This is a genomic window from Streptomyces sp. NPDC059909, assembly GCF_042730885.1.
Taxonomy (GTDB): Bacteria; Actinomycetota; Actinomycetes; order Streptomycetales; family Streptomycetaceae; genus Streptomyces.
Genome location: NZ_JBHWKX010000031.1, coordinates 61,273 through 84,017, shown reverse-complemented (window position 1 = coordinate 84,017; position 22,745 = coordinate 61,273). Strand labels below are relative to the sequence as shown.

The following is a 22,745-nucleotide window of genomic DNA, read 5'->3' as shown; positions in this document are numbered from 1 at the left end:
GGCCGGTTCACCGTTCCCCGTGCGAAGCGGCCGACGTCTTGCGGTTCTTGACGATGTGATCGACCAGGCCGTACTCCTTCGCCCCGGCCGCGTCGAACACAGTGTCGCGTTCGATGTCGGCGGCGATACGTTCGGCGCTCCGGCCCGTGTGGCGCACCAGCATGGCGGAGATCTGGTCGCGCAGCCGCAGCAACTCCTGTGCCTGGATGCCGAGATCCGTCGGCTGACCCTGGAGGGGCTCGGGGAGGGCGGGCTGCTGGACGAAGACCCGGGCGCCGGGCAGGGCCATCCGTTTGCCGGGCGTGCCGGCGGCGAGCAGTACGGCGGCGGTGGAGGCGGCCTGGCCCAGGCACGTCGTCGCAACGTCGCAGGTCACCACCTGCATCGTGTCGTAGACCGACGTCATCGCGCTGATGGGGCCGCCGGGGGAGTTGATGTAGAGGTTGATGTCCTGGTCGGGGGCGGCGTACTCGAGGTACAGGAACTGGGCGATGACGTCGTTGGCCGAGGTGTCGTCGACGGTCGTGCCGAGAAAGATGATCCGCTCCTCCAGCAGCTTCGAGTACGGGTCGAGCGTGCGGAGGCCTGCGCTGGTGCGCTCGGTGAGCTCCGGCAGAACGTAGCGGGCGGAAGGTCGGTGCATGGCGTACCTCTCCTCGTGCGCGAATCTCTGTAAAAAATGTACAGGACGTACAGGCCGTTATGATGGGGAGCATGTTCTACGGCCTGAGGAGAGTTGCCAGGTCAGGGGCGGTTCTGCTCGCTCGCTGAGAGCGAACATCTCACGGTTTCTCACGTTGGGGTCTGTCGCGCCTCCTCACCGACGCCCAGAAGAGCGTTCAGATGGATCACGGCCTCGCCCATATCGGCGGCCGTCGGGTGGACGTACACGCGCTTCGTGAAGCTCGCGTTCGTGTGCCCGGCCCCACGCGGCGAGGATCGTGTCAGAGACCCCGTTCGTCGCCAGGAACGTCAGGCACGAGTGCCGGGCGTCGTACAGGCGCACCTTCCGCAGGCCGAGCTTCGCCATCAGCGAGTAGGCGTGCTCCCGCAGCTGGCGCGTGCTCATGGCCTGCCCGAGCAGGTCGACGAACACGTACCCCGACTCCAGGTAGTACGAGCCCATCGCGGCCCGCTCGGCCTCCTGCACCACCTGCGACTGCAGCAGGGCCAGGCGCACCGGCTCGGGCAGCGGGAGCGTCCGCTCCCCGGCCTCGGACTTGGTGTCCTTCTCCAGCACCCGGATGTTGCCGATCATCGTTCGCGTGTTCGCCACGTCGAGCGTGCCCGCGGTGAAGTCGATGTCGTCCCACCGCAGCCCGGCGACCTCCGCCGGCCGCAGCCCCATCAAGCCGAGCAGCAGCGGGGCGAACAGGCGGTCGTCGCGGATGCCGACGACGAACTGCTGCACCTCGCTGACGTTCCACGGCTTCGCCCGCTGGTTCTCCCGCTTGTCGGCCTTCCGGGCCATGCGAGGCACCGTGACGTACTCGGCCACGTTCCGGGCCACGAGGCGCTTGCGTACGGCCAGTCGCAGCGCGGCCCGCAGGCGGCCGAGGACGCCGTCAGCGGTCGTCGTCCGCAGCCCGGTGCCCTTCTCCCCGCCGCGCCGCCGTGCGCCGACAAGCAGCCAGGACACGAAGTCCTCTACGTGGTCCTCGGTGAGCTCCTGGAGCCGGATATGCCCGAGGTGCTCGTACACGTGCACCAGGGCGTTGCGGTAGCCGACGAGCGTGGACTCCTCCACCTCGATCCGCTTGTGCTCCATGTACAGGTCGAGCAGGCCTCCCACGGTCATCTTGCTGGGGAGGATCAGCTGCCCGGTACGCCGTTCGTGCTGCAGCCGTGCAAGCTCAGCCTTGGCCTCCGCCTTGGTATCGCGGGTCACGGTCAGCTGCTTGCGCTTCCCGTCCGCGTCGCGGCCCACGTCGATGACGAACCGATAGCGGGTCGACCCGTCCCGCAGCGTTACCTTCTTGATCGGATCAGCCATCACTGCCACCCTCGGGTGGCTCGATGAGTCCCTGCTCGCGCAGCCACTTGTCGATCGGGACCCCCGCCTCGCGCAGTTGGGCGTGGATCGTGGCGACGTCCCTGCTCAGCGGGCGCAGCCACTGCGGCAGGCCATACAGCTGATGCTCGAGCATCTGGGTCTGCTCCTTGCCTGCGGTGAGCTTGAGCGGCCGCTCACCGTGCGCCCAGCGCCACGCGTCGGCCGCGGACATGGTGCCGGCCCCGGTGACCTCGACAGGGTCCGTCGGCTCGTCGGTGAGCGGCAGCAGTAGCGACGATGGCGACACGCCGAACACGCTGGCCAGCGCTGCCAGGTCATCCGCCGTTACCACCCGCTCGCCCTTCTCCATGCGAGTAATCCCCGAAGCGGGGATGAGGCGGCCGGCCTTCTCAAGGGCTGCCGAGAGCTGGCGGGTGGTCACCCCCGTGCGCTTTCGGAGCCGCTCCAGGTTGCTGGCGACGGTCCTGCCGGTGGGGCCCACCTCGATCGCGCGGCGGCCGCGCTGCTGCTGAGTCATGGGAAGCAGCGTAAGCAACAAGGGAGCCCTTGTATGCCCGCTCTTTTCCGCTACCATCTGCGTCATGGTGCCATCTAACAGCAGATGGTGCTAACGTGCAACACATGCTCCGAGAAAGAGGGAAGCGTGATCACGTGTCCGACGAACTGCTGACGCCCGTGCAGATCGAAGACGAGTACGGACTGCCCCGGCAGACGCTCGCCAATTGGCGATGGTCCGGAATCGGCCCTGCCTACATCAAGACCAGCAGCACGCGGGCTGGCCGCGTGATGTATCGCCGGTCTGCCTTCGAGGCGTGGCTGGCCGCGCAAACCGTTCCGGCTGGCGTCGCATGAGGACCAAGCCAGTTCCGACGCTCGCAGAGGTCCGCAAGTGGCCGGCCACCGTCGGCGTCCCCGACGCCGCCCGCGCGCTCGGCATCAACAAGGCCCACCTCTACGAACTGGTGAAGCGCGGCGAGGCGCCCGTCCGGGTTCTGCCCCTCGGATCCCGCCAGCGAGTCATCACGGCCTCGCTGGTCGCGGTCCTGGAAGGCGCCTAACCACAGCGGCCCCCAGCAGGACGGCAATCCCGCTGGAGGCCTCACCCGATCCCAGCAACGCCGAAGCCCCGGGCTCATTCGCTCGCCAGCGACCCAGGGCTTCAACGACAGAAACGGATAGCGCCATGATGGCACAGCCCCCCGACGCAGCAAGGGTGACCCCGGCAGCGCTCTTCGAAGAGGCCGAACTCGACCCCCGCGTCCACCTCATCTACAAGCGCTTCGGAGACGTCCTCCGCGTCGCCTACGACCCGATGCAGACCACCCGCGCGAAGGCCGAGGGCCTGCTCACCGCCTTCCACGGCCAGTACGCCGACGCCCGCGTCGCCGCCATAACCGAACTCGGCCGCACGATCATCGCCGACCTCCCGGTGGATGAGGACCCCGTCCGCATCACGACGGACGCCAACAGGCGCGTCACCGTCGTGTTCGACGACCGCCGCATCAGCCCGGACCAGCTGCTCGATCTCATGGCGAAGGCCCGCGCGTGACCGGCCGCACCATCAGCCGCCACCCCGCCACGGCTCCGGCCGGGCGGGGCGGCCCGCGCCCGTCACCCATCGCGTACTGCCGCGCGTACGCCGCCCGCGGAGCCTTCGGCCGCTACTGGGTCCTCGTCGTCGAGAACTGCCCCCTGTGCGGCCAGGGCCACACCCACGGCGGCGGCGACCAGCTGCGCCCCTCCTACGGCCACCGCGCCGCGCACTGCGCCGACGGCCGCCTCGGCGGCTACTGGCTCGAACCCGCACCGGGGGACAAGTGACCCCGCTCGACGGCGCCCTGTGGCTCGTACGCCACGGCTTCGCCGTCTTCCCCACCGACCACCCCGGGTTGGAGCAGTGCGCCGGCATCGGCCGCGGCCACAACCCCGCCACATGCGAGGACCGCGGCAAACATCCCTGCGCGGCGTTCACCCGCGCTCATACCCTCGACGAGGACCAGGTGAAGCGGACGTTCGGTGGGGAGCTGCGCAACGTCGGCGTGGCCATCGGGGCCTGTGCCCCGGGCCCGGGCGGCGCGCGGCTCCTTGTCGTCGACAGCGACCGGCCCGGAGCCATCGAGGACACCGCCGCCGCGTACGGCTACCGGCACACCGCGACCATGCGCGTCACCACCGCCAAGGGCGCCCATGACTACTACTGGGCGCCCGCCGCGCTGGAGCTCGGCAACGGGCTCGGGCAGCTGCGCGGCAAGTTCGACGGCGACGTACGCGGCAGCCGCGGCTACGTCATCGGGCCCGGCTCCGTACACGCCACCGGCGTCATCTACGAACTCGACGACCCGGAGCAGCCCCCGGTGCCCGCGCCGGCCTGGCTGCTCACCGCGCTTCAGGCACCCACGACCGCGACCGTGCCCCAGCCTCGGCCGGGTAGAGCACGCGACCGCCAGCACGACGGCTCCCTCGCGGGCCTGATCCGCACCGTACTGGGCGCCCACCCGGGCAACCGCAATTCCGCCCTCTACTGGGCGGCCAACCGAGCCTTCGAGCAGGCGCAGCGAGGCGGAACCGACGTCCGCGCGATCGCTGGCGCCCTCGTTGACGCGGCCACCCACACAGGACTCACCGAGACGGAGGCACGCACCACCATCGCCTCCGCGTACCGACGCGCCGGAGGCACCCGTTGAACGACCAGAACGACCAGGCCGCGGACATCCTCCGCAACCGCGGCATCGAAGAGCCTGCCCGCCCACCGCGGCACCGCGGGCAGCTCCGCATGGCAGAACGGTTCCTTGAGGAGCATGCCGAGGCCCTTCGCCACGTCCACGGCATCGGCTGGCACCAGTGGGACGGCGCGCGGTGGGCGGCCGACGAGCAGCGCGCCGACATTCAGGCCGCCGTCGCCACCGTCAAGACCGCGCTGCGCGAACTCGACGGCCTCGACGGAAAGGACCGTGACGAGCTGTACGCCGACGCCCGCAAGTCCGAGTCCGCCTCGGGCATCGAGGGCATGCTGAAGATCGCGGCAGCGCTGGACCCGATGTCGACAGCGTCCAAGTCGCTTGACGCCGACCCCTATCTGTTCAACACCCCCGCAGGCACCGTGAACCTCCTGACCGGCACGGTGCGCGAGAACGACCGGGACGACCTGATCACGAAGCTTGCCGGGGGAGCCCTCGACAGCGAGCCGAACACCGAATGGGAAGCCTTCCTGAAGCGCATCCTGCCCGACGAGGAAGTGCGCGCATTCGTCCAACGGCTGTGCGGCAACGCCATGCTCGGCAAAGTCACCGAGCACGTGATGCCGATCTTCACCGGCACGGGCGCCAACGGTAAAGGCACCCTGCGCGACGCCCTCATGGCCGCGTTCGGCGACTACGCCATCGAGATCGACCCAGCCATGCTCATGGAGTCCAAGCACGAGCGGCACGGCGCGTTCAAGATGCGCCTGCGCGGCGCGCGTCTGGCGTTCTGCTCCGAGACGGAGAAGGGCCGGCGGTTCTCCGAGGCCACGATGAAGCGGCTCGTCGGCGGCGACCCGATCGAGGCGAACCTAATGCACAGGAACCCGATCACCTTTGACCCATCGCACACCTTGATCATGCTTACCAACCATCTGCCCGCCGTCTCTGGCGACGACCCGGCGGTCTGGCGCCGCATCCTCGTCGTCCCGTTCGACGTCGTCATCCCCGAAGACGAGCGCGACAGCGGACTCCCCGGCCGTCTCCGAGCAGCTGCGGGCGCCGTCCTCGCCTGGGTCTATCAAGGCTGGCTCGACTACGAGCAGCAGGGGCTGAAGCCGCCCGAGGCGGTGCGCGTGCGCACGCAGGAGTACCAGGCCGCGAGCGACGCCCTCGGCAGGTTCCTCGACGAGCGGACCATCTCCACCCCGCACGGCTACGTCCGAGCACGAGAGCTCTACGGCGCCTGGTCCAAGTGGTGCCACGACACCGGCATCAAGGCCGAGGAAGTCGGCAGCGAGGTCGGCTTCGCAGCCTCAATGAAGGCCCGCGGATACGAGAAGAAGCAGCGCAACGTCGGGGCCGTCTGGCTCGGCCTTGTACTCACTGGCGACGAGGAAGGCGAAAGCCCCTGACCTGCGGAAGTGGTGGGTTGTGGTGGGTCTCCCGGTAATCGCCCATGAGCGCGCGTATGGAGAGTTTCGGAAAACCCACCACAACCCACCACTCCGAGCCCAACATCGCGAAGGAGGAGCACTGATGGCGCACCAGCGCGCACTCCGTGGCAAGCCCCCACTGCACAACCTGCACTGCCCCGCCTGCCGCGCCCGACGCAACGCAAAGCAGGTCGGCACCACCACCCTCGACCGCCGGCCACACCTCCTCGTCCAATGCACCGACAAGGCATGTGAGCTCGTCTGGGCAACACGACCACCAACGAGGCCGCAATGAGACCACACGTCGATCACCTCCGAGATCGGAGCATCGCCGCAGGTCAGCCCCAGTTTTTGGGTGATCGCCTTCCCAGCCCCGCGCCCAGCTTTCTTTTTTATCCCCCCGGGGTCAGATGCCAGCAGATGATCAAGGAATGGAGGTGTGCGGCCATGGCCAGTAGGCCGAGCGTGCCGTGTGCGGGTGGCTGCGGTCGCCTGCTGTGGAGCGGCCCCGGGTCGCTGCCCGCTGGTGAGCGCGTGTGCCGGCCGTGTCGCCGTGCGCGGACTGCAGCGGGTGCAGAGCGGGCTTGTTCGGGATGCGGGCGGCTCTTCCGCGCTACGCCGTACCCGGGCACGAGCGGGTTGCGACGGGTCTGCTCAGACGCCTGTCGCCGTATCAGCCAGGGCGCCAGCGGGCGCCGGAGCAGAGAGAGGACGCAGGATGAATAGGCAGGTTGACGACGACCTCCGGGCGAAGATTGCAGCGCTTCGGGGGGTGCGGTTGGACACGTTGATCGTCCACCTCGCGGGGCTGGCGCGGAACGCGCCTGTCGACTGGGAGATGAGGGCGTTCTGGGGTGCGCTGTGCGCGGTCGCCGAGGACGTTGACCAGGACATTTCCCGTTCAGCGCAGGGTTGAGCGGGGTCATGGCGGGTAAATTCATCACATGGTGAATTCTGGGGATGAGGCCCGGTGTGCCTCGTGCGAGCAGTGCGGCCGAGCCCTGGAGCAGCGGCGCGGACGAGGACGGCCGCGGAAGTACTGCGACCGGCGGTGCCAATCGGCGGCCGAACGGGCCCGCAACGCAGGGCGCCGGGCACTGGGCTTGATAGTTGAGCGGCAGTTGATGAGCGAGGGAGCAGGAGTGATGGAGTTCGCGAGCGAGGGCCGGACGTTCGGGGCGTTCCCCGCGGAGTGGGGTGTCCCTCCGGGGAAGCAGTTCAGCGAGGAGCGTGCGGCGTGGGTGCGTGAGCGGGTGGCCGAGTGCCAGGCGCTCGCGGCGGTGCGACGCAGGGCACAGGAGCAGGCCCGCGCGGCCGGGAGCGTGAAGCCCGCGGCGCGAATGACGCCGACACCGCAGCAGGTGCAAGTTGAGCTGCTCCGCAGGCGGTCTGTGTGATGGGGGCAGACCACGAGACTCGCTGGCGGGAGCACCTGGCGTCGTGCGATCGCTGGGTGCAGGCGCGTAGAGCCGCGGCAAGGGCTGCCGCGGATACGGCGAAGGAGGCGTGCCGCCGCTCGCGTGCGCACCCCCCGGGATTCCCTGGGGTGGGCAACGCGACTCCTGGCGCGTTGAGCGCGGCCTGGCTGGCGGGGTGGGCGCGCGGCGGTGCGGAGTTTGAGCGGAGCACGCCGCGGCCGGCCTTCAACGGCAGTCGTGACGCTGTCGCGCTCATCTTCGTGCAGGAGCACGAGGAAGGGAGCGCGGCCGCATGAGCGACACGAGCCTGACCTTCAATCTCATCGCGAAGGATCGCGCCTCGGCGGTCATGGATCGGATGAGCGATCGGTTCACCGCGGCGTCTACGGCTATTGGTACGGGCGTTGGCATGGCGCTCGGCGTGGGTGTTGCGGCCAGCCTGGACATGGAGGCCTCGAACGCGAAGCTGGCCGCGCAGCTCGGGCTCAACGAGGCCGAGGCCGAGCGTATCGGCACCGTTTCGGGAAACGTGTTCAGCAGCGGATTCGGGCAGAGCATCGGCGAGGTGAACACGGCGCTCGGCGGCATCGTGTCCGCGATGGGGGAGGTCGGTGACTTCACCGATGCCGAGTTGCAGAGCATGACCGCGGGGGCGATGACCCTTGCCGACACCTTCGAGATTGATGTGGCCGAGTCGGCGATGGCCGCCGGCCAGCTCATCAAGACCGGACTCGCCGTAAGCGGGCAGGAGGCGTTCGACATTCTCACGGCCGGGGCCAAGGCGCTGCCGCAGGCCATGCGCGCGGACCTGCCGTCGATCCTGAACGAGTACTCCACGCAGTTCCGCCGCGTCGGCCTGGACGGGCAGACCGCCATGGCGCTGCTTGCGCAGGGCGTGCAGGGTGGCGCGCGGGACATCGACCAGGTGGCCGACGCGATTGGCCAGTTCGGCGAGCTCGCCCTCGCGGGCGGGACCGCGGCGACGGACGCCTTCCGGAACATCGGCCTGAACGCCGACACGATGGCTCTGAAGATCGGGGCTGGCGGCGACTCTGCCGAGCAGGCCCTGCAGATGACCCTGGACGCGCTGCGTGGCACCAAGGATGAGCAGATCAAGCTCAATGCGGCCACGGCGCTGTTCGGGGATCCGGGCACGGTCATGGGCGACGCGCTGTTCGCCCTGGACCCGGCCGGCGCCGCGGCTGCAACGGGCCTGGACAAGGCTGCGGGGTCGACTCAGGGGCTGGTCGACAAGACGTCGGGCACCGCTGCGGCGAAGCTCCAGGAGTTCAAGAACAAGGCGCTTACCCATCTTGCTGAAGTCGGTGGGGGATTCGCCAAGTTCGCCATGGACAATCAGGGCATCGTCGTGCCCCTCGCCTACGCGCTGACGGGCCTGGCCGGGGTCGTGATGGCGGTGTCGGCGGCGCAGAAGGTGTACGCCGCGTACACGGCGATCTCGACGGCCGCGACGAACATCCAGAAATCGGCGACGTACAAGGCGATCGCCGGGTGGATGCGGATGATGGCTGTCGGGTTGATGGCGTACATCCGGATTGCCGCTGGCGCGGTCGCGTCCGCGGCGATGACTGCCGCGGCGTGGGTGGGCAGCGCTCTCGTGTCCATCGGGACGTGGATCGCGGCTGTGGTCCGGGCCAGCCTGACCGCGGTGGCGCAGTTCGCGATGATGGCTGCCCGGGCGATTGTGTGGGCGGCGACGATGGCTGCTCAGTGGCTGATTGCGATGGGTCCGATCGGCTGGATCATCATGGCTGTGGTCGCGCTGGTTGTCCTGGTGATTGCGTACTGGGACGAGATCAAGGCGTGGACGCTGGCCGCGTGGGACTGGGTCTGGAACAAGATCAAGCAGGTGGCGGACTTTATCCTGCAGCTGTTCTTGAACTTCACCCTCGTCGGGCTGATCATCAAGCACTGGGACACGATCCGCACGAAGACGGCCGAGATCTGGGACGGCATCGTCGACTGGGTCAAGGGCATCCCCGGGAAGATCTACAACGCGTTCCTGAACTTCACCCCGATCGGTCTCATGATCAAGCACTGGGACTCGATCAAGCGATGGGTCATCATCAAGGCCATCGAGATGGTCGCCTGGCTCCGCGGCCTGCCCGGCCGCATCGGCAACGCCATCGGCAACCTCGGCAGACTCCTCGTCAACAAGGGCCGCGACCTGGTCACCGGCTTGTGGAACGGCATCAAGTCCATGGGCGCCTGGCTCAAGTCCACCCTGATCGGCTGGGCGAAGAACCTGATTCCCGGGCCGATCGCCGAAGCGCTCGGCATCTCCTCGCCGTCGAAGTACATGGCGAAGCACATCGGCCGCTGGATCCCTGCCGGTGTGGTCCTCGGTATCGAGTCCGGGCAGGCCGACGTCGACCGCAGCATGGCAAACCTGGTCCAGGCCCCGGGCGCGGGCGCGTCGATGCTCGCCGGGCAGCAGCTCGCCGGCGGCGGGATGAGCCCGAGCGTGAGGCCGACGTTCACGCCCTCGGTGGTGCGGGTCGTCCTCGACACCAACGGTGCCGACGGCGAGATGACGAAGCTCCTCCGGAAAATCGTCCGCGTCCAGGGCCGCGGCAACGTGCAGACCGCATTCGGACAGTAGAGACGGCATCGGTCCCCTCCTCACCGATGCGCCGAGGCGCCTGGCTCCCCTCGCCCCGAGGAGCCGGGCGCCATTGCGTTGACGCTGCGAAGACGAGTACGCCCCCGTGCGGTGAACCCGCAGCGGGGGCGTACTGCTGCTACTTGCGGCCTGGGAAGTCCGCGTCGTCCTCGGCAGTGGGCAGCTGCTTGTGCCCCTCGCTCCAGTGGTTCACCCAGCCGCAGCCCGGACAGGCGTACCGGCCGTCAATGCCGTGGACCTCGGTGCCGCACTGCGTGCAGTCAGTGCGCGTGATCTCCGATCCGGTGCCCTCCGAGTTGAGCGCCGGCTCCGGTAGCCGTCCAGTCATGGGCAGACCCTATCGTCGTCGGACCGGGAGCTGTGCCGCTGGACCACCCGCATTGCTGGGAGCACCACCAACGGCCGCTGCTGTCTTGGATGGCCCCTGCACCGCACCTCTGGCAGTTCATGCCTACCTCCAGTGTGAGACTGGAGAAAGCCGTACCCAGACGGGCCAGCGGGTAGGCCCGGGGCCTGCCTCCCTGCCTCCCTGTACGCCCATCTGCACAGATCAGAGCAGGGATTGGGGTACAGGGAGGCGGTGAGGGAGAACTCCCTACCTCCCCGCGGCCTCCCTCGGCTCGTCGTCGCGAGCGGCGAGCGCATCGAGGACCCGCCGGCGGTCGACGACCATCTGCCCGTCGGACTTGTGCGGCGCAGCGTCGGCCGCCTCCAACACCTGCCGCAGGTCGGTGAACTTCCACTCCCGGTACTCGCCAGGGTTGCGCTCGGCGAGCAGCTGCAGCACCTCCTGCGTGCGCAGCCGCGGCGTGTCCCCGAGGACGCTGGCGATGTCGGCGAGCGCGTCGACCTGCTCCACAACGGTCAGCCTGGCCAGCGTCGTGACGCCGGCGCGGCGGGCCTTCGCCCGCTCGGCGAGCTCCACAGCCTGCTCGTCGTCGATGTAGTGCGTGCGGATCGTGATGGACGACTGCCCGGGGGCGAGCTTCACTCCGTCACCGGCGACGACCACGGTGCCCTTGTCGAGGCCCTGGCGCAGCTTGTGCGGGGCCGCGCCGCCGTCGACGGCCTTGTCCCCGAGGGCCATCTTGGCCTGCGCCTCGGTACCCAGCACCAGGGCCGCACGGATGTGGGCGCCCTCGCGGACGAGCTTGGGCAGGTTCTGATCGGTCGGGTCCTGCGTGCCCTGCCACAGCGTGACGTTGACGGCCCGGCCCTGGTTGTGAATCTTCCTCGCGGCCATGAAATAGCGGCTCGTCGCCTTCGTGCCGCCGTACGGGCGCCCGTCCTCGCCCTTCACCGGGCACATGAACGCCACCTGCGCCTCGTCGACGAGGAGCACCAGCGGGTCAAACTGGGTGCCGGGCGGGGCGAGGAGGCGCCGCTCCATCTCGCGTACGCCTTCCTCGGCCATCTCCGTCACGGCCACCACGTGGTCGTCTGTCGGGCCCTGGATGAGCACCGTGGCAAGCCCGTCGAACATGGCCCAGTCGCCGACGCCCTTCAGGTCGCCGATACGGAACTCCACGGTCTTGTCGAGCGCCAGCCACAGGGCCAGGGCGCGCAGCGAGGCGGTCTTGCCCTGGTTGGACAGGCCCGTGATGAGCATGTGCCGCTGGTAGAGGCTGATGGCCGCCGCGTCGCCGCGCAGGTCCTGGCCCCATGGGGCGCGGCCGGCCTTGTAGTCGGCCGTGGCGTCCGCGTCGAGGACGAGCGGCGACGGGCCGATCGGCTCGTCCAGGGCGCCGCTGTCGGCGATCCACAACCTGACCGTGCGCGCGGCCTCGGGGATCGTGATGAACACCTCGTGCTCGTGCCGGTTCAGGTTCTCGGCCAGCTTCCGCCGACGGCCCTGCACCTCCTCGGTCGACACACCCGAGGGCAGGGTGACGTCGACCTCGACACCACACCCGGCGATAACGATCGGCGACAGCATGGCCGCGCCCGCGTCGCCCATCTCCTTGATGGCATTCCTCAGTGCCGCGACACCGAGGTCACGCATGGCCGTGACCACGATGGACGGGGTGATGGGCCCGCCGCCGTTGCTGCGCTGAGCCACGGGCAGCGCCCACTGCGGTGCGGTGTGCTGGTGCCGTCCGACGGCCCACAGGCCAAGCAGGGCCAGCCACGGGCCGACAGCGACGAGCGGGCCCCACACGACACTGGCGATGACGACGAGCCAGTGAATCAGCTCGATGACGGTCATCATCGGGACGGCGACGTCGGCCACGTCGCCGCTGTGGATGGCCATGGCGCCGCCGAGGAGTACCAGGCAGCCAGCTGTGGCCGCGGTGCCCATGGCGGCGCTCTTGGCGAGCTTCTGCGGGGCCATGATGAGGTCCATGCGCCGCTGGTGCCGGGCCGCACGGAACTGCCGTCCGCGCTCATCCCAGTCCGCGGCGAGCTCCATGTTCCCGGCGGCCTCGGCGGCGCGCATCAGCCGCTCGTAGCGGGCCGCTGTACGGCCGTCCCACGCCCGGCGGGTGACGATGCGGGTGCCGCCGAGCAGGTACATGCTGTGGCGCACGGCCACACGGCCGGCAGTACGGGTGCGGTCGTGAGTGGCGACGACGCGCACCCTGCGGCCGGCCCTGCGCCACGCCGTCGGGCTCGGCTGCGGCGGCTGCTTGAACAGTTCGACAACGGTCATGATGGGGTTCCTGTCTCCCTCGTGGGACGGGAGCGGGGCGGCCGGTTTCCTTGGTCGGTACGGCCGCCCCGCGGCTAGCTACTTGGCCTTCTTTGCCTGCTCGCGCTTGCGGGCCTGCTCGAGGATCTGGTTGATGCGGGCCTGCTGTCGGGTGGTGAAGCGCCCGCGGATCGCGGCCCGCATGCTGATCCCGAGGATCCGGGCCAGCTCCGTGTGATTGATGTCGTCCTTGTCGGTGATCCGCATGTCACTTCCGCCCCTTCTGCATGTCGACCCACACCGACCGGAGCACCAGCACGCAGACCGTCAGCGCCACCGCGGAGATGGCCACCGCGACGGCCGAGACGGCCACGGTGAGGAGGAACACGGAGCCGCCCACACCGATGCCGACCCACGCCGCCGGGCTCACCGAAGCCCGCTGTACGGGCGCCGGCGGGGCGGGCTGCTGCTGGGTGAGCTGCTGCGCCTTCAGCACCGCGGCGATGAGCGCCAGCTGCTCGCTGTTGTGGGCCGCGTCGACCGCCTCGCGGGCGGCCTTCTCAAGCTCGCTCATGACCGGGCACCCCCGACCACTTCGCGGCGCAGCTCGGTCGCCTCGCGGCGCGACAATCCGAACGTGTCGCGCAACTGCTCGATGGTCACCCCTCGGCCGCCCGAGGTGACCACCTGGCGGTGCATCCTGCGGGCCTCACGGCGCAGATCAGCCGGGGTACGGGTCACCACCTCGGTGACCACCTCCCGGGGCGTCTCAGCCGGTACGGCAGCGGTCATCTTGGTGGCCATGGCGGCCGGGTCCATGTGGTCCCACACGGGGGCGGCTGCGGGCAGTTCGATGACCGGGGCAGTGACCACCGGCAGCGGCTCAACGTCGGCCCGCTCGATGGTCACGGACGCGGACACCGGGGCCTGCTCGACATGACCGGCCAGGCGCTCGTGCACCTGCCGCATGACCGCAGCGAAGGCGAGCAGCGCAGCCACGGGCGGCACCGCCGCCACGGTGTACTCCATCGGCTGCGCCCCAGCGCCGACACCGAGAACGTTCAGCGCGATCGAGCCGAGCGATCCGACCGCGGCGAGCAGGTAGGCGAACCAGTCGAACCGGCCGCGCAGAGCGGCCCGCAGGATCAGCAGCTCGCCGACCACGATGAACGCGTCGACCGTGCCCGGCCACGCCCAAGCGCGGGCGCCGTCCAGCCCGTTGGCGGCGGCAATGTCGGCGAGATGGCTGTACGAGAGCCAGAACGCCGTGCCGGTCAGTGCCACGGTCACGACCGCGGCGCCGGCCGCCAGGCCCTGGACGGGATTGATGCGCTTCACCGGGCACCTCCTTCGGTGGTCAACTCGATGACGGTGAGTGCGGCGCGCATGGTGGCCTCCAGGTCGCCGACGCGTGCGGCGTATTCGCGCACGTAGTTGCCGTTCGGCTGCTGGGTGAGCGCGTCGGTGATGAGGCGTTGGAGCAGGGCGAGGGCGTCACGCTCGTTCATCGGCTCTCACTCCCACCGGTGCCCAGGGCCGCCAGTTGGCGTGCGAGGTGCCGCAGCTGCGCGGCCGACTCGACGAGACCGGCGGCAAGCTCGTCCAGCTCGCCCGGCGTCATGGTGCGCGCGATGTGGACCGTCTCGACGAGGAGGCCGGTCTGGCCGCCGCCGCTGCCGTGCGGGTTCTGGGCCAGCATCGCGACGAACAGCGGCGCCTCGGCCGGGCCGACGAGGTGTTCGGGCCCGCGGTGGCTGAGGTCGACGTAGTACTCGCGCGGACTGTCGGTGTGGCCGACGCACCAGGCGGGTTCGGGGATCGTGACGTCGCCGCGGTCGATGGTCGGCACCGTGACGGTGCGGGGCGCGGTCACTGCGTCACCCCCTGAGCGATCTGCCGCAGGATCGCCGCGTACTGGCTGCGGGTCTGCCGTTCGCGGACCGAGGGCAGCGTGGCGAGCAGCTCCTCCTCGGCGGCCTCCGCGGCCGGAGTGGGGCCGTGCAGCTCCTCGGCGAGCACGAGGGCCTGGGCGCGGCGGAGTGCCTCGCTCATGACCGCGCGGGGCCGGCGCCTGTCGAGCTTGTCGGCGAGCTGGAGCAGTGCGGCGGCGAGCGGGGCGGCCGCGGGCCACGTCTGGCCGAACGCGTTGCGGTGGTCGTCGTCGTGTCCGGCGGCCAGGATGCAGGGGATGCGGTTGATGCCGATCGCGGGCCCGTTCTCCCAGCCGGGGCGACGGGCGCCACACAGTTGGGCGGGCGGTACGGTCTTGCTCATGGTCTGGACTCCTTGATCGGAAGGGTTCGGATCAAGGCGCCGTTCGGTGGGTGGAATCACCGGGCGGCGCCGCCGTCTCACACACGTCTCACAAACTCGGCGTGTGTGGTCGGGCTGGGAGCCTCTGACCTGGTGTTTTGAGCTTCTCTACGGACCGTGTGGACATGATGAACGCCCCGTAAGCTGGGGAGCATGGCCTATGAGATTCCGGTGACGCAAGCACGGGCGGAGCTCGCCGAGCTGATCAACCGCGTGGTGTACGGCGGGGAGCGCGTGGTCGTCACCCGCCACGGAAAGCCGCTCGTGGCCCTGGTGTCCGCCGCTGACCTGGAACGACTCGAGGGCCTTGCGGACCTCGAAGGCGCTGAGCACCCGGCCGGCGAGCAGGCGGCCACCACCGTGTCGAGGCTGCGCCCGCACTCCCAGCCGTCCGCTCCGGGCGAACGGGGCCGCTTCGGCATCGCGGCGGAGCACCGGCCACCGGGCGGGAGCGCCTGAGGGGAGCGGCGCCCGACGCGTGCGGCACATGAAAGGGCGCGGCACATGAAAGGGCGCGGCACATGAAAAGACCGCGCGCCCCCGTCCGCTACAGCGGGGACGCGCGGCCGTTCGGGGCCAGGGCCCGTCGTCCGGATGAGCCCGGAAGGCAGGCCCTGGTACGGCGGGTCGTCAGGCGGCCGGGGCGGGCTCCGGATCGCGGTGCCCCTCGACCTCGCTGCGTACGTCGGCCCCGCGGTGTCCGTCGACCCTGCGACGGCCGCCGATCAGCACCGCCGCCACGCCCAGGACCACCCACAGGGACAGGACGAGCGCGGGCCGGCCGGCCCCGCTCCCGTCGAAGTACGCCACCGAACGCAGCAGTGAGCCGCTCGCGCCGGCCGACAGCCACTGACCGATCGGCCCGGCGGGTTCCGGCAGCAGTTCCGGCGCGCTCGACACGCCGGAGAACGGGTTGCCGATCAGGACGATCACCAGCGCACCCAGCCCGATCCCGGCCTGGCCGATCAGTGTCGCGAGCCCCGCGACGGCGGCGCCGACGGCCAGCACCGTCAGGCCGAGGACCCCGGCCTCGGCCCACCAGTCGCCGGTCAGTATGCCGAGCCAGCTGTGCGCGACGGCGGCCGCGGTGATGCCCACCAGGACGGCCGTGCCCACCAGAGCGATCACGGCCCGCGCCCCGCGCAGCCCCAGGAGCGTCACCAGTGCGCCCGCTGCCAGCCCGGCCAGGCTCAGCGGCAGGATGCTCGACGCCAGCCCGCCGCCCCGGGGGTCGCCCGACGGGGCCGGGACGATGTCCTCGATCTGCGGCTCCGTGCCCGCGGGCGCGCCCGCCGCGACGGACTCCTTGAGCAGCTGGGCCACGACCGGGCTCGCGGCGGAGGCCGTCAGCACCTTCGGTCCCTGGGGGGTCACCACCATCGCGCCGTATACGACGTGATCCTCGATGGCGTCCCGGGCGGAGGCCTCGTCGGCGTAGCGGTGGACTTCGAAGGCCCCCTCCCGCTGTGCGAAGCGCTGCTCCAGCTGTGCTGTCGCGGCGTCAGGGCCCGCCACGCCGACCGGCAGGTCGCGCGGGGCGAGGCGCGCCGCGGGCCAGGCGAACGCCCAGAGCGCGAGCGCGACGACGAGCGGGACGAGGACGATCACCGCGATCATGCGGCGCGTCGGTGCAGCGGTCGGTGCGGCGGACATGGTGCTCCTTGGTCCGGACATTCCGGGGATGGGTCGAATCCGGGACTGAGTAAAGAGAATGATCGTTCGTTTTCTTCGTCTGGGACACTGTCCTGCCGCGACTGCCGCTTGTCAAGAAAGAATGTTCGTTTTACTTTTGCGACATGGCACGCGTATCCCAGGAACACCTCGACGCCCGCCGCCGCCAGATCCTCGACGGCGCCGCACGCTGCTTCGCCCGCGACGGCTTCCACGCCACGTCGATGCAGGACATCCTCGGCGAGATCGGTCTCTCGGCCGGGGCGGTCTACCGGTACTTCAGCGGCAAGGAGGAGCTCATCTCCGCCATCGCGGAGCAGACGTTCTCCGGGGTCCGCGCCGCTTTCGAGGAAGCCGCGCGCACCACACCGCCGCCGACCCCCGATGTGCTGCTCGGCCGCGTGCTGCGCACGTTCCTGGACGAGGAGGTGCCCGGAGGTGACCGGCAGGCCTTCGCCCGGCTCATCGTCCAGGTCTGGACCGAGACGCTCCGCAACGAACGGCTCGCCGCCGTCCTCCACGACGGCTACAACGGGATGCGACGCGCCTGGGCCGACGTCGTCGACGCCTACCGGGACAACGGAATTCTGGACTCCGACGTGCCGGCCGACCATGTCGCCCGGACGATGATCGCCACCGCGATGGGCTTCATCGCGCAGCAGGCGCTGATCGGCGATGTGCGCGTGGAGGTTCTCGAGGACGGCCTGGGTGCGCTGATGTCCATGCAGGTGTCGAAGATCAGTTAACGCGCCGGAAAAACTTCCGCCCTAACGTTCAAACGTCGGTCACGCGGTCCACGCATCGCGGTCAACGCCCTGTTGGCATGGGCCGGCGTCGCGCTGGCCCGAACTGGCCCTCGCCGGACGACTTGTGAGGTGGAAGCGTGCAACTGACCCCGCACGAGCAGGAACGACTGCTCATTCATGTCGCCGCGGACGTGGCCGAGAAGCGCAGGGCCCGCGGGGTGAAGCTCAACCACCCCGAGGCGATCGCCCTCATCACCTCGCACATTCTGGAGGGCGCCCGCGACGGGCGTACGGTCGCCGAGCTCATGGCCTCCGGGCGCAAGGTGCTCACCCGCGACGACGTCATGGCCGGCATCCCCGAGATGATCCACGACGTGCAGGTCGAGGCCACGTTCCCGGACGGCACCAAGCTCGTCACCGTCCACGACCCGATCGTCTGACGGGGGAACACCGCCATGATTCCTGGAGAGTTCCTCTACGCCGACGAGCCCGTCGTGCTGAACGAGGGCCGCGAGGTCACGCGTCTGACCGTGCTCAACGCCGCCGACCGGCCCGTCCAGGTCGGCTCCCACTACCACTTCGCCGAGGCCAACCCCGGCCTCGACTTCGACCGCGCCGCCGCACGCGGACTCCGGCTGAACGTCGCGGCCGGCACCGCCGTGCGCTTCGAGCCCGGCATCCCCGTCGACGTCGAACTCGTACCCCTGGCCGGTCGCCGGGTCGTCCCGGGGCTGCGCGGAGAGACCGGAGGCCCGCTCGATGGCTGAGCTGACACGTGCCGTGTACGCGGACCTCTTCGGGCCCACGGCCGGCGACCGGATCCGGCTCGCCGACACCGGGCTGCTCGTCGAGATCGAGGAGGACCGCTCCGGCGGGCCGGGACGCGCGGGCGACGAGGCGGTGTTCGGCGGCGGCAAGGTGATCCGCGAGTCGATGGGCCAGTCCCGTACGACCAGGGCCGAGGGCGCCCCGGACACCGTCATCACCGGCGCGGTGATCCTGGACCACTGGGGCATCGTCAAGGCCGACATCGGCATTCGCGACGGCCGCATCACCGGCATCGGCAAGGCGGGCAACCCCGACACCATGGACGGGGTCCACCCGGAGCTGGTGATCGGTCCCGAGACCGAAGTCGTCGCGGGGAACGGGAAGATCGTCACCGCGGGCGCCATCGACGCCCATGTCCACTTCATTTCGCCGACCGTCGTCGACCAGGCGCTGTCGTCCGGCATCACCACGCTCGTCGGCGGCGGTACCGGTCCCGCCGAGGGCACCAAGGCCACCACGATCACGCCGGGTTCCTGGCACCTCGCCCGGATGTTCGAGGCGCTGGAGCACTACCCCGTCAACATCGGGCTGCTCGGCAAGGGCAACACCATGTCGCGTGAGGCGATGCAAGCCCAGCTGCGGGGCGGTGCCATCGGGTTCAAGATCCACGAGGACTGGGGGGCCACGCCGGCAGTCATCGACGCGTGCCTCGGCGTGTGCGAGGAGACCGGCGCGCAACTCGCCGTCCACACCGACACCCTGAACGAAGCGGGGTTCGTCGGCGACACCCTCGCCGCGATCGCCGGGCGAACGATCCACGCGTACCACACGGAGGGTGCGGGAGGCGGGCACGCGCCGGACATCATCACCGTCGTCTCGGAGCCGTACGTGCTGCCGAGCTCCACCAATCCCACCCGACCGCACACCGTCAACACCATCGAGGAACACCTCGACATGCTGATGGTCTGCCACCACCTCAACCCGGCGGTCCCCGAGGACCTGGCCTTCGCCGAGTCGAGGATCCGGCCGTCGACCATCGCGGCGGAGGACGTGCTGCACGACCTCGGGGCGATCTCGATCATCTCCTCGGACTCCCAGGCCATGGGGCGCGTGGGGGAGGTGATCCTGCGGACCTGGCAGACCGCCCATGTGATGAAGCAGCGACGGGGCGCGCTTCCGGGTGACGGGCGCGCCGACAACCTGCGGGCCCGTCGCTATGTCGCTAAATACACCATCAACCCGGCCGTCGCGCAGGGCATGGACCACGAGATCGGCTCCGTCGAACCGGGCAAGCTCGCCGACCTGGTGCTGTGGGAACCGGCGTTCTTCGGCGTCAAGCCGCAGCTCGTCATCAAGGGCGGCCAGATCGCCTACGCGCAGATGGGCGACGCCAACGCCTCCATCCCCACGCCCCAGCCGGTCATGCCCCGCCCGATGTTCGGCGCCATCGGCCGGGCCCCCGCCACGAACTCGGTCAACTTCGCGACGGCCCAGGCGATCGACGCCGGCCTGCCCGACCGCCTGGCCCTCGGCAAGCGCTTCGCCCCGATCCGCAGCACCCGCGGCGTGACGAAGTCGGACATGCGGGAGAACGACGCCCTGCCGCGCGTCGAGGTCGACGCGGACACCTTCACGGTGACGATCGACGGCGAAGCCGTCGAATCGGCCCCGGCGGAGGAACTCCCCATGGCTCAGCGCTACTTCCTCTTCTGACGATGACCACGACCACGCACACGCAGGGCCCCGAACCGGCGCCGCCGGCAGGAGCCTGGGAGCCACCGGCCGCCGTGCCCGTCTCGCCCGGCGACGTCGGGGCGTCCCCGGCGCCGGGTTGCGTCGCCGGTCGGCCTGCCGACGCCGCGGACGTCAGCCCTGCCGAGGCCGCGTGCGCGCGGGGGAGCGCCCTGGAGCTGCCTGGCTCGCGCGGCCGGCACGAATCGGCTCCGGTGGCCGCCCGGCCCGGGAGCGCCGGGACGCCTGGCGTCGCCGTGGACGTCAGTGCTGCCGAGCCCGGGCTCGCGCGAGGAAGTGTCCTGGAGGCGTCCGGCTCCGCCGGGGCGTCAGGGCCGCCCGGGGTGCAGGTCGACGGGACCTCCGTGTTCGGAGCGCCGGTTTGCGCCGAGGCGCCGACCGCCGGCGTGGACGGTGGGGCTGCTGAGCCCGCGTTGTCGCGGCAGACCGTCCCGGGGGCGTCCGGCTCCGCCGGCGCGATCCGCACCGCCCCGGCGGCGGCCACGGGCGCCCGACCCGGGGGGCCGGGGGCGCGGGCCGCGTTGCTGGTGCTGGCCGACGGGCGGTTTCCCGCCGGGGGGCATGCGCATTCCGGTGGGGCCGAAGCGGCCGTGAAAGCGGGACGGATCCGGGATGCCGGGGGGCTTGCCGAGTTCTGCCGGGGGCGGCTCCACACCGCGGGGCTGACCGGCGCCGCGCTGGCCGCCGCGGCGGCACTGGGGGTCGACCCCGTCGAGCTGGACGCGGCCGCGGACGCCCGCACGCCCTCACCCGCGCTGCGCGCCACGGCCCGCAGGCTCGGCAGGCAGCTGATGCGGGCGGCCCGGGCCGCCTGGCCGTCCGACGAACTCGACGCGCTGGCAAGGGCGTTCCCCAAGGGCGCCCATCAGCCCGTCGTGCTCGGGCTCGCCGCACGGGCCGCGGGACTGGGCCCCGAGGACGCCGCGCACTGCGTCGCGTACGAGACGGTCGGCGGACCGGCCACCGCCGTGGTGCGCCTGCTCGGTCTGGACCCCTTCGAGGCCACCGCCGTCCTCGCCCGCCTCGCCCCCGACATGGACCAGGTCGCCCTGCGCGCAGCCGACGCGGCCCGGCATGCCGCAGAGTTCGGCATCGACGCCCTGCCCGCCGCATCGGCGCCGCTGCTCGACATCACCGCCGAGCAGCACGCCGCCTGGCCCGTACGCCTCTTCGCCTCGTAAGACCCCAGGAGCCGCACCATGCATCTCGACCACAGCCACGACACCGGCACGGCGGCCGGCGCCGGCGCCGTACGGCCCGACGGCGCCCGACGCGCGCTGCGCATCGGCCTCGGCGGCCCCGTCGGGTCCGGGAAGACCGCGACCGTCGCCGCGCTCTGCCGCGCCCTGCGCGACCAGCTGTCCATCGCCGTCGTGACCAACGACATCTACACCCGCGAGGACGCAGAGTTCCTGCTCCGCAACGCCGTCCTGCCGCCCGAGCGCATCCAGGCCGTCGAGACCGGCGCCTGCCCGCACACCGCGATCCGTGACGACATCTCCGCCAACCTCGAAGCCGTCGAGGACCTGGAGGACACGGTCGGACCGCTCGATCTGATCCTCGTCGAGTCGGGCGGCGACAACCTCACCGCCACGTTCTCCAGGGGCCTCGTCGACGCGCAGATCTTCGTCATCGACGTGGCGGGCGGTGACGACATCCCCCGCAAGGGAGGCCCCGGCGTCACCACCGCCGACCTTCTCGTCGTCAACAAGACCGACCTCGCCCCCTACGTCGGCTCCGACCTGGAGCGCATGGCCCGCGACGCCAAGGAACAACGCGGCGAACTCCCCGTCGCCTTCACGTCCCTCACCGGCGAGAACGGCGTCGGTCCCGTCGCCGACTGGGTGCGCGCACAGCTCGCCGCCTGGGCCGCCGCCGAGTGAGCGTCCAGGCCACGGCCCGCCTCGTCGCCACGCGCGACGGCGGCCTGCCCGTGCTGGAGAGCGCCGGACCCCTGGCGCTGCGCCGGACCAGGGCCGCCGGACCGTACACCCGCGTCACCGTCGTCGGTGCCATGAGCGCACCCCTCGGCGGCGACCGGCTCGCCATCGAGGCGGACGTCCGCGACGGCTCCAGGCTCCACATCGACTCCGCCGCCGCGACCGTCGCCCTGCCCGGGCGCACCCCGGGACAGGCGGCGTACGACATCGCCCTGACCGTGGGGGAGGGAGCCGAGCTGCGCTGGCTGCCCGAACAGCTCATCTCGGCCCGCGGCAGCGAACTGCGCATGCGCACCCGCGTCGAACTCGCCGCCACGGCACGGCTGGTGCTGCGCGAGGAACAGATCCTCGGCCGGTACGGGGAGGACACCGGCAGCCTCACCACGCGCCTCACCGTCCGTCGCGCCGGCCGCCCCCTGCTCGACCAGGAACTGGCCTACGGCCCCTGCGCACCCGGCGGCTGGGACGGCGGAGCCGTACTCGGCGGACACCGAGCGGTGGGTCAGCTCCTCGTCGTCGACCCGGAGTTCGAGGGGAAACCGGTCAAACCTCGGCAGCTCGGCGAAACGGCGGTCCTCACCCCGCTCGCCGGCCCCGCCGTCCTGATCACCGCCGTCGCGCCGGACGCGCGCGCCCTGCGCCGGCTGCTCGACCCCGACGCGGCCCTGGCCGCCTGACCCACGGGCTCGGAACGCGCCAAGGCGACACGACGCCGCCGGACGACCACGCACCGATT

General features: G+C 70.7%; 29 protein-coding genes. 17 read left to right on the top strand and 12 right to left on the bottom strand.

The genetic code is table 11. The features are described from left to right. Nucleotides 1-7: 7 nt before the first annotated feature. The 3 genes from ACFV9O_RS21875 to ACFV9O_RS21865 form a co-directional block, all read right to left on the bottom strand. On the bottom strand, nt 8-643 hold the full coding sequence (locus tag ACFV9O_RS21875; protein ID WP_385420321.1) for an ATP-dependent Clp protease proteolytic subunit: 636 nt from the start codon (nt 641-643) through the stop codon (nt 8-10). Nucleotides 644-817: 174 nt separating this feature from the next. After that, nucleotides 818-1,993: a tyrosine recombinase XerC gene (gene xerC / locus ACFV9O_RS21870; protein WP_385420319.1), complete on the bottom strand. Its 1,176-nt coding sequence runs from the start codon at nt 1,991-1,993 to the stop codon at nt 818-820. Next, entirely contained in the window at nt 1,986-2,531 is a 546-nt protein-coding gene (locus ACFV9O_RS21865; protein WP_385420317.1) for a helix-turn-helix domain-containing protein, read from the bottom strand. The genes xerC and ACFV9O_RS21865 overlap by 8 nt, the downstream gene beginning before the upstream one ends. 134 nt (nt 2,532-2,665) lie before the next feature. On the opposite strand from ACFV9O_RS21865, the gene ACFV9O_RS21860 reads away from it, so the two are divergent. The 9 genes from ACFV9O_RS21860 to ACFV9O_RS21820 all read left to right on the top strand — a co-directional run bounded on the left by ACFV9O_RS21860 (nt 2,666) and on the right by ACFV9O_RS21820 (nt 10,169). Continuing rightward, complete coding sequence (locus ACFV9O_RS21860) at nt 2,666-2,866, top strand: helix-turn-helix transcriptional regulator (protein WP_385420315.1); 201 nt, start codon at nt 2,666-2,668, stop codon at nt 2,864-2,866. Further along, on the top strand, nt 2,863-3,072 hold the full coding sequence (locus ACFV9O_RS21855; protein WP_385420314.1) for a DNA-binding protein: 210 nt from the start codon (nt 2,863-2,865) through the stop codon (nt 3,070-3,072). Before ACFV9O_RS21860 ends, ACFV9O_RS21855 begins: the two co-directional genes overlap by 4 nt. Before the next feature lie 125 nt (nt 3,073-3,197). Continuing rightward, the gene (locus ACFV9O_RS21850; RefSeq protein ID WP_385420312.1) at nt 3,198-3,563 is read left to right on the top strand and encodes a hypothetical protein; all 366 of its coding nucleotides are present in this window, start codon (nt 3,198-3,200) and stop codon (nt 3,561-3,563) included. After that, the gene (locus tag ACFV9O_RS21845) at nt 3,560-3,835 is read left to right on the top strand and encodes a hypothetical protein (protein WP_385420311.1); all 276 of its coding nucleotides are present in this window, start codon (nt 3,560-3,562) and stop codon (nt 3,833-3,835) included. Before ACFV9O_RS21850 ends, ACFV9O_RS21845 begins: the two co-directional genes overlap by 4 nt. Further along, nucleotides 3,832-4,698, top strand: coding sequence for a bifunctional DNA primase/polymerase (locus ACFV9O_RS21840; protein WP_385420310.1), 867 nt, complete (start codon nt 3,832-3,834; stop codon nt 4,696-4,698). The genes ACFV9O_RS21845 and ACFV9O_RS21840 overlap by 4 nt, the downstream gene beginning before the upstream one ends. Further along, entirely contained in the window at nt 4,695-6,107 is a 1,413-nt protein-coding gene (locus ACFV9O_RS21835; protein ID WP_385420308.1) for a phage/plasmid primase, P4 family, read from the top strand. Before ACFV9O_RS21840 ends, ACFV9O_RS21835 begins: the two co-directional genes overlap by 4 nt. Before the next feature lie 739 nt (nt 6,108-6,846). Beyond that, the gene (locus ACFV9O_RS21830; protein ID WP_385420306.1) at nt 6,847-7,044 is read left to right on the top strand and encodes a hypothetical protein; all 198 of its coding nucleotides are present in this window, start codon (nt 6,847-6,849) and stop codon (nt 7,042-7,044) included. A 208-nt stretch (nt 7,045-7,252) separates the two neighbouring features. Further along, nucleotides 7,253-7,525, top strand: a complete 273-nt coding sequence (locus ACFV9O_RS21825) for a hypothetical protein (protein ID WP_385420305.1) — start codon at nt 7,253-7,255, stop codon at nt 7,523-7,525. Nucleotides 7,526-7,838: 313 nt separating this feature from the next. After that, entirely contained in the window at nt 7,839-10,169 is a 2,331-nt protein-coding gene (locus ACFV9O_RS21820) for a hypothetical protein (protein ID WP_385420303.1), read from the top strand. A 139-nt stretch (nt 10,170-10,308) separates the two neighbouring features. Here the strand turns inward: ACFV9O_RS21820 and ACFV9O_RS21815 are convergent, their stop codons facing one another. From ACFV9O_RS21815 to ACFV9O_RS21780, 8 genes are all read right to left on the bottom strand, one after another. After that, entirely contained in the window at nt 10,309-10,518 is a 210-nt protein-coding gene (locus ACFV9O_RS21815) for a hypothetical protein (protein WP_385420301.1), read from the bottom strand. Nucleotides 10,519-10,785: 267 nt separating this feature from the next. Then, on the bottom strand, nt 10,786-12,840 hold the full coding sequence (locus tag ACFV9O_RS21810; protein ID WP_385420299.1) for an ATP-binding protein: 2,055 nt from the start codon (nt 12,838-12,840) through the stop codon (nt 10,786-10,788). Nucleotides 12,841-12,918: 78 nt separating this feature from the next. Then, the gene (locus ACFV9O_RS21805) at nt 12,919-13,086 is read right to left on the bottom strand and encodes a hypothetical protein (protein ID WP_385420297.1); all 168 of its coding nucleotides are present in this window, start codon (nt 13,084-13,086) and stop codon (nt 12,919-12,921) included. A 1-nt stretch (nt 13,087) separates the two neighbouring features. Further along, entirely contained in the window at nt 13,088-13,393 is a 306-nt protein-coding gene (locus ACFV9O_RS21800) for a hypothetical protein (protein WP_385420296.1), read from the bottom strand. Further along, nucleotides 13,390-14,157, bottom strand: a complete 768-nt coding sequence (locus ACFV9O_RS21795) for a DUF2637 domain-containing protein (RefSeq protein WP_385420294.1) — start codon at nt 14,155-14,157, stop codon at nt 13,390-13,392. The genes ACFV9O_RS21800 and ACFV9O_RS21795 overlap by 4 nt, the downstream gene beginning before the upstream one ends. Further along, nucleotides 14,154-14,327 carry a hypothetical protein gene (locus ACFV9O_RS21790; RefSeq protein ID WP_385420292.1) on the bottom strand — a complete coding sequence of 58 codons (174 nt, stop codon included), beginning with the start codon at nt 14,325-14,327 and terminating at the stop codon, nt 14,154-14,156. The genes ACFV9O_RS21795 and ACFV9O_RS21790 overlap by 4 nt, the downstream gene beginning before the upstream one ends. Beyond that, nucleotides 14,324-14,692: a DUF6907 domain-containing protein gene (locus ACFV9O_RS21785; protein ID WP_385420290.1), complete on the bottom strand. Its 369-nt coding sequence runs from the start codon at nt 14,690-14,692 to the stop codon at nt 14,324-14,326. The genes ACFV9O_RS21790 and ACFV9O_RS21785 overlap by 4 nt, the downstream gene beginning before the upstream one ends. After that, a complete protein-coding gene (locus ACFV9O_RS21780; protein WP_385420289.1) occupies nt 14,689-15,093 on the bottom strand; it encodes a hypothetical protein in 405 nt (134 codons plus the stop codon). Before ACFV9O_RS21780 ends, ACFV9O_RS21785 begins: the two co-directional genes overlap by 4 nt. Before the next feature lie 192 nt (nt 15,094-15,285). Between ACFV9O_RS21780 and ACFV9O_RS21775 the strand changes: the two genes are divergently transcribed. Beyond that, nucleotides 15,286-15,591: a type II toxin-antitoxin system Phd/YefM family antitoxin gene (locus tag ACFV9O_RS21775; RefSeq protein WP_385420287.1), complete on the top strand. Its 306-nt coding sequence runs from the start codon at nt 15,286-15,288 to the stop codon at nt 15,589-15,591. Nucleotides 15,592-15,762: 171 nt separating this feature from the next. Here the strand turns inward: ACFV9O_RS21775 and ACFV9O_RS21770 are convergent, their stop codons facing one another. Beyond that, the gene (locus ACFV9O_RS21770) at nt 15,763-16,785 is read right to left on the bottom strand and encodes an ABC transporter permease (RefSeq protein WP_385420286.1); all 1,023 of its coding nucleotides are present in this window, start codon (nt 16,783-16,785) and stop codon (nt 15,763-15,765) included. 143 nt (nt 16,786-16,928) lie between these two features. Here ACFV9O_RS21770 and ACFV9O_RS21765 point away from each other — a divergent pair, with 143 nt between their 5' ends. The 7 genes from ACFV9O_RS21765 (at nt 16,929) to ACFV9O_RS21735 (ending at nt 22,686) form a co-directional block, all read left to right on the top strand. Beyond that, entirely contained in the window at nt 16,929-17,549 is a 621-nt protein-coding gene (locus ACFV9O_RS21765; protein WP_385420284.1) for a TetR/AcrR family transcriptional regulator, read from the top strand. Between the two features lie 137 nt (nt 17,550-17,686). Further along, nucleotides 17,687-17,989: an urease subunit gamma gene (locus tag ACFV9O_RS21760; protein ID WP_351234124.1), complete on the top strand. Its 303-nt coding sequence runs from the start codon at nt 17,687-17,689 to the stop codon at nt 17,987-17,989. 15 nt (nt 17,990-18,004) lie between these two features. Continuing rightward, nucleotides 18,005-18,316, top strand: coding sequence for an urease subunit beta (locus ACFV9O_RS21755; protein ID WP_385420282.1), 312 nt, complete (start codon nt 18,005-18,007; stop codon nt 18,314-18,316). Beyond that, nucleotides 18,309-20,030 carry an urease subunit alpha gene (locus ACFV9O_RS21750; protein ID WP_385420280.1) on the top strand — a complete coding sequence of 574 codons (1,722 nt, stop codon included), beginning with the start codon at nt 18,309-18,311 and terminating at the stop codon, nt 20,028-20,030. The genes ACFV9O_RS21755 and ACFV9O_RS21750 overlap by 8 nt, the downstream gene beginning before the upstream one ends. A gap of 497 nt (nt 20,031-20,527) precedes the next feature. Continuing rightward, complete coding sequence (locus tag ACFV9O_RS21745) at nt 20,528-21,250, top strand: urease accessory protein UreF (protein ID WP_385420355.1); 723 nt, start codon at nt 20,528-20,530, stop codon at nt 21,248-21,250. 18 nt (nt 21,251-21,268) lie between these two features. Beyond that, entirely contained in the window at nt 21,269-21,952 is a 684-nt protein-coding gene (gene ureG / locus ACFV9O_RS21740; protein WP_385420278.1) for an urease accessory protein UreG, read from the top strand. Next, complete coding sequence (locus ACFV9O_RS21735; protein ID WP_385420276.1) at nt 21,949-22,686, top strand: urease accessory protein UreD; 738 nt, start codon at nt 21,949-21,951, stop codon at nt 22,684-22,686. The genes ureG and ACFV9O_RS21735 overlap by 4 nt, the downstream gene beginning before the upstream one ends. The last annotated feature ends 59 nt before the right edge of the window (nt 22,687-22,745 follow it).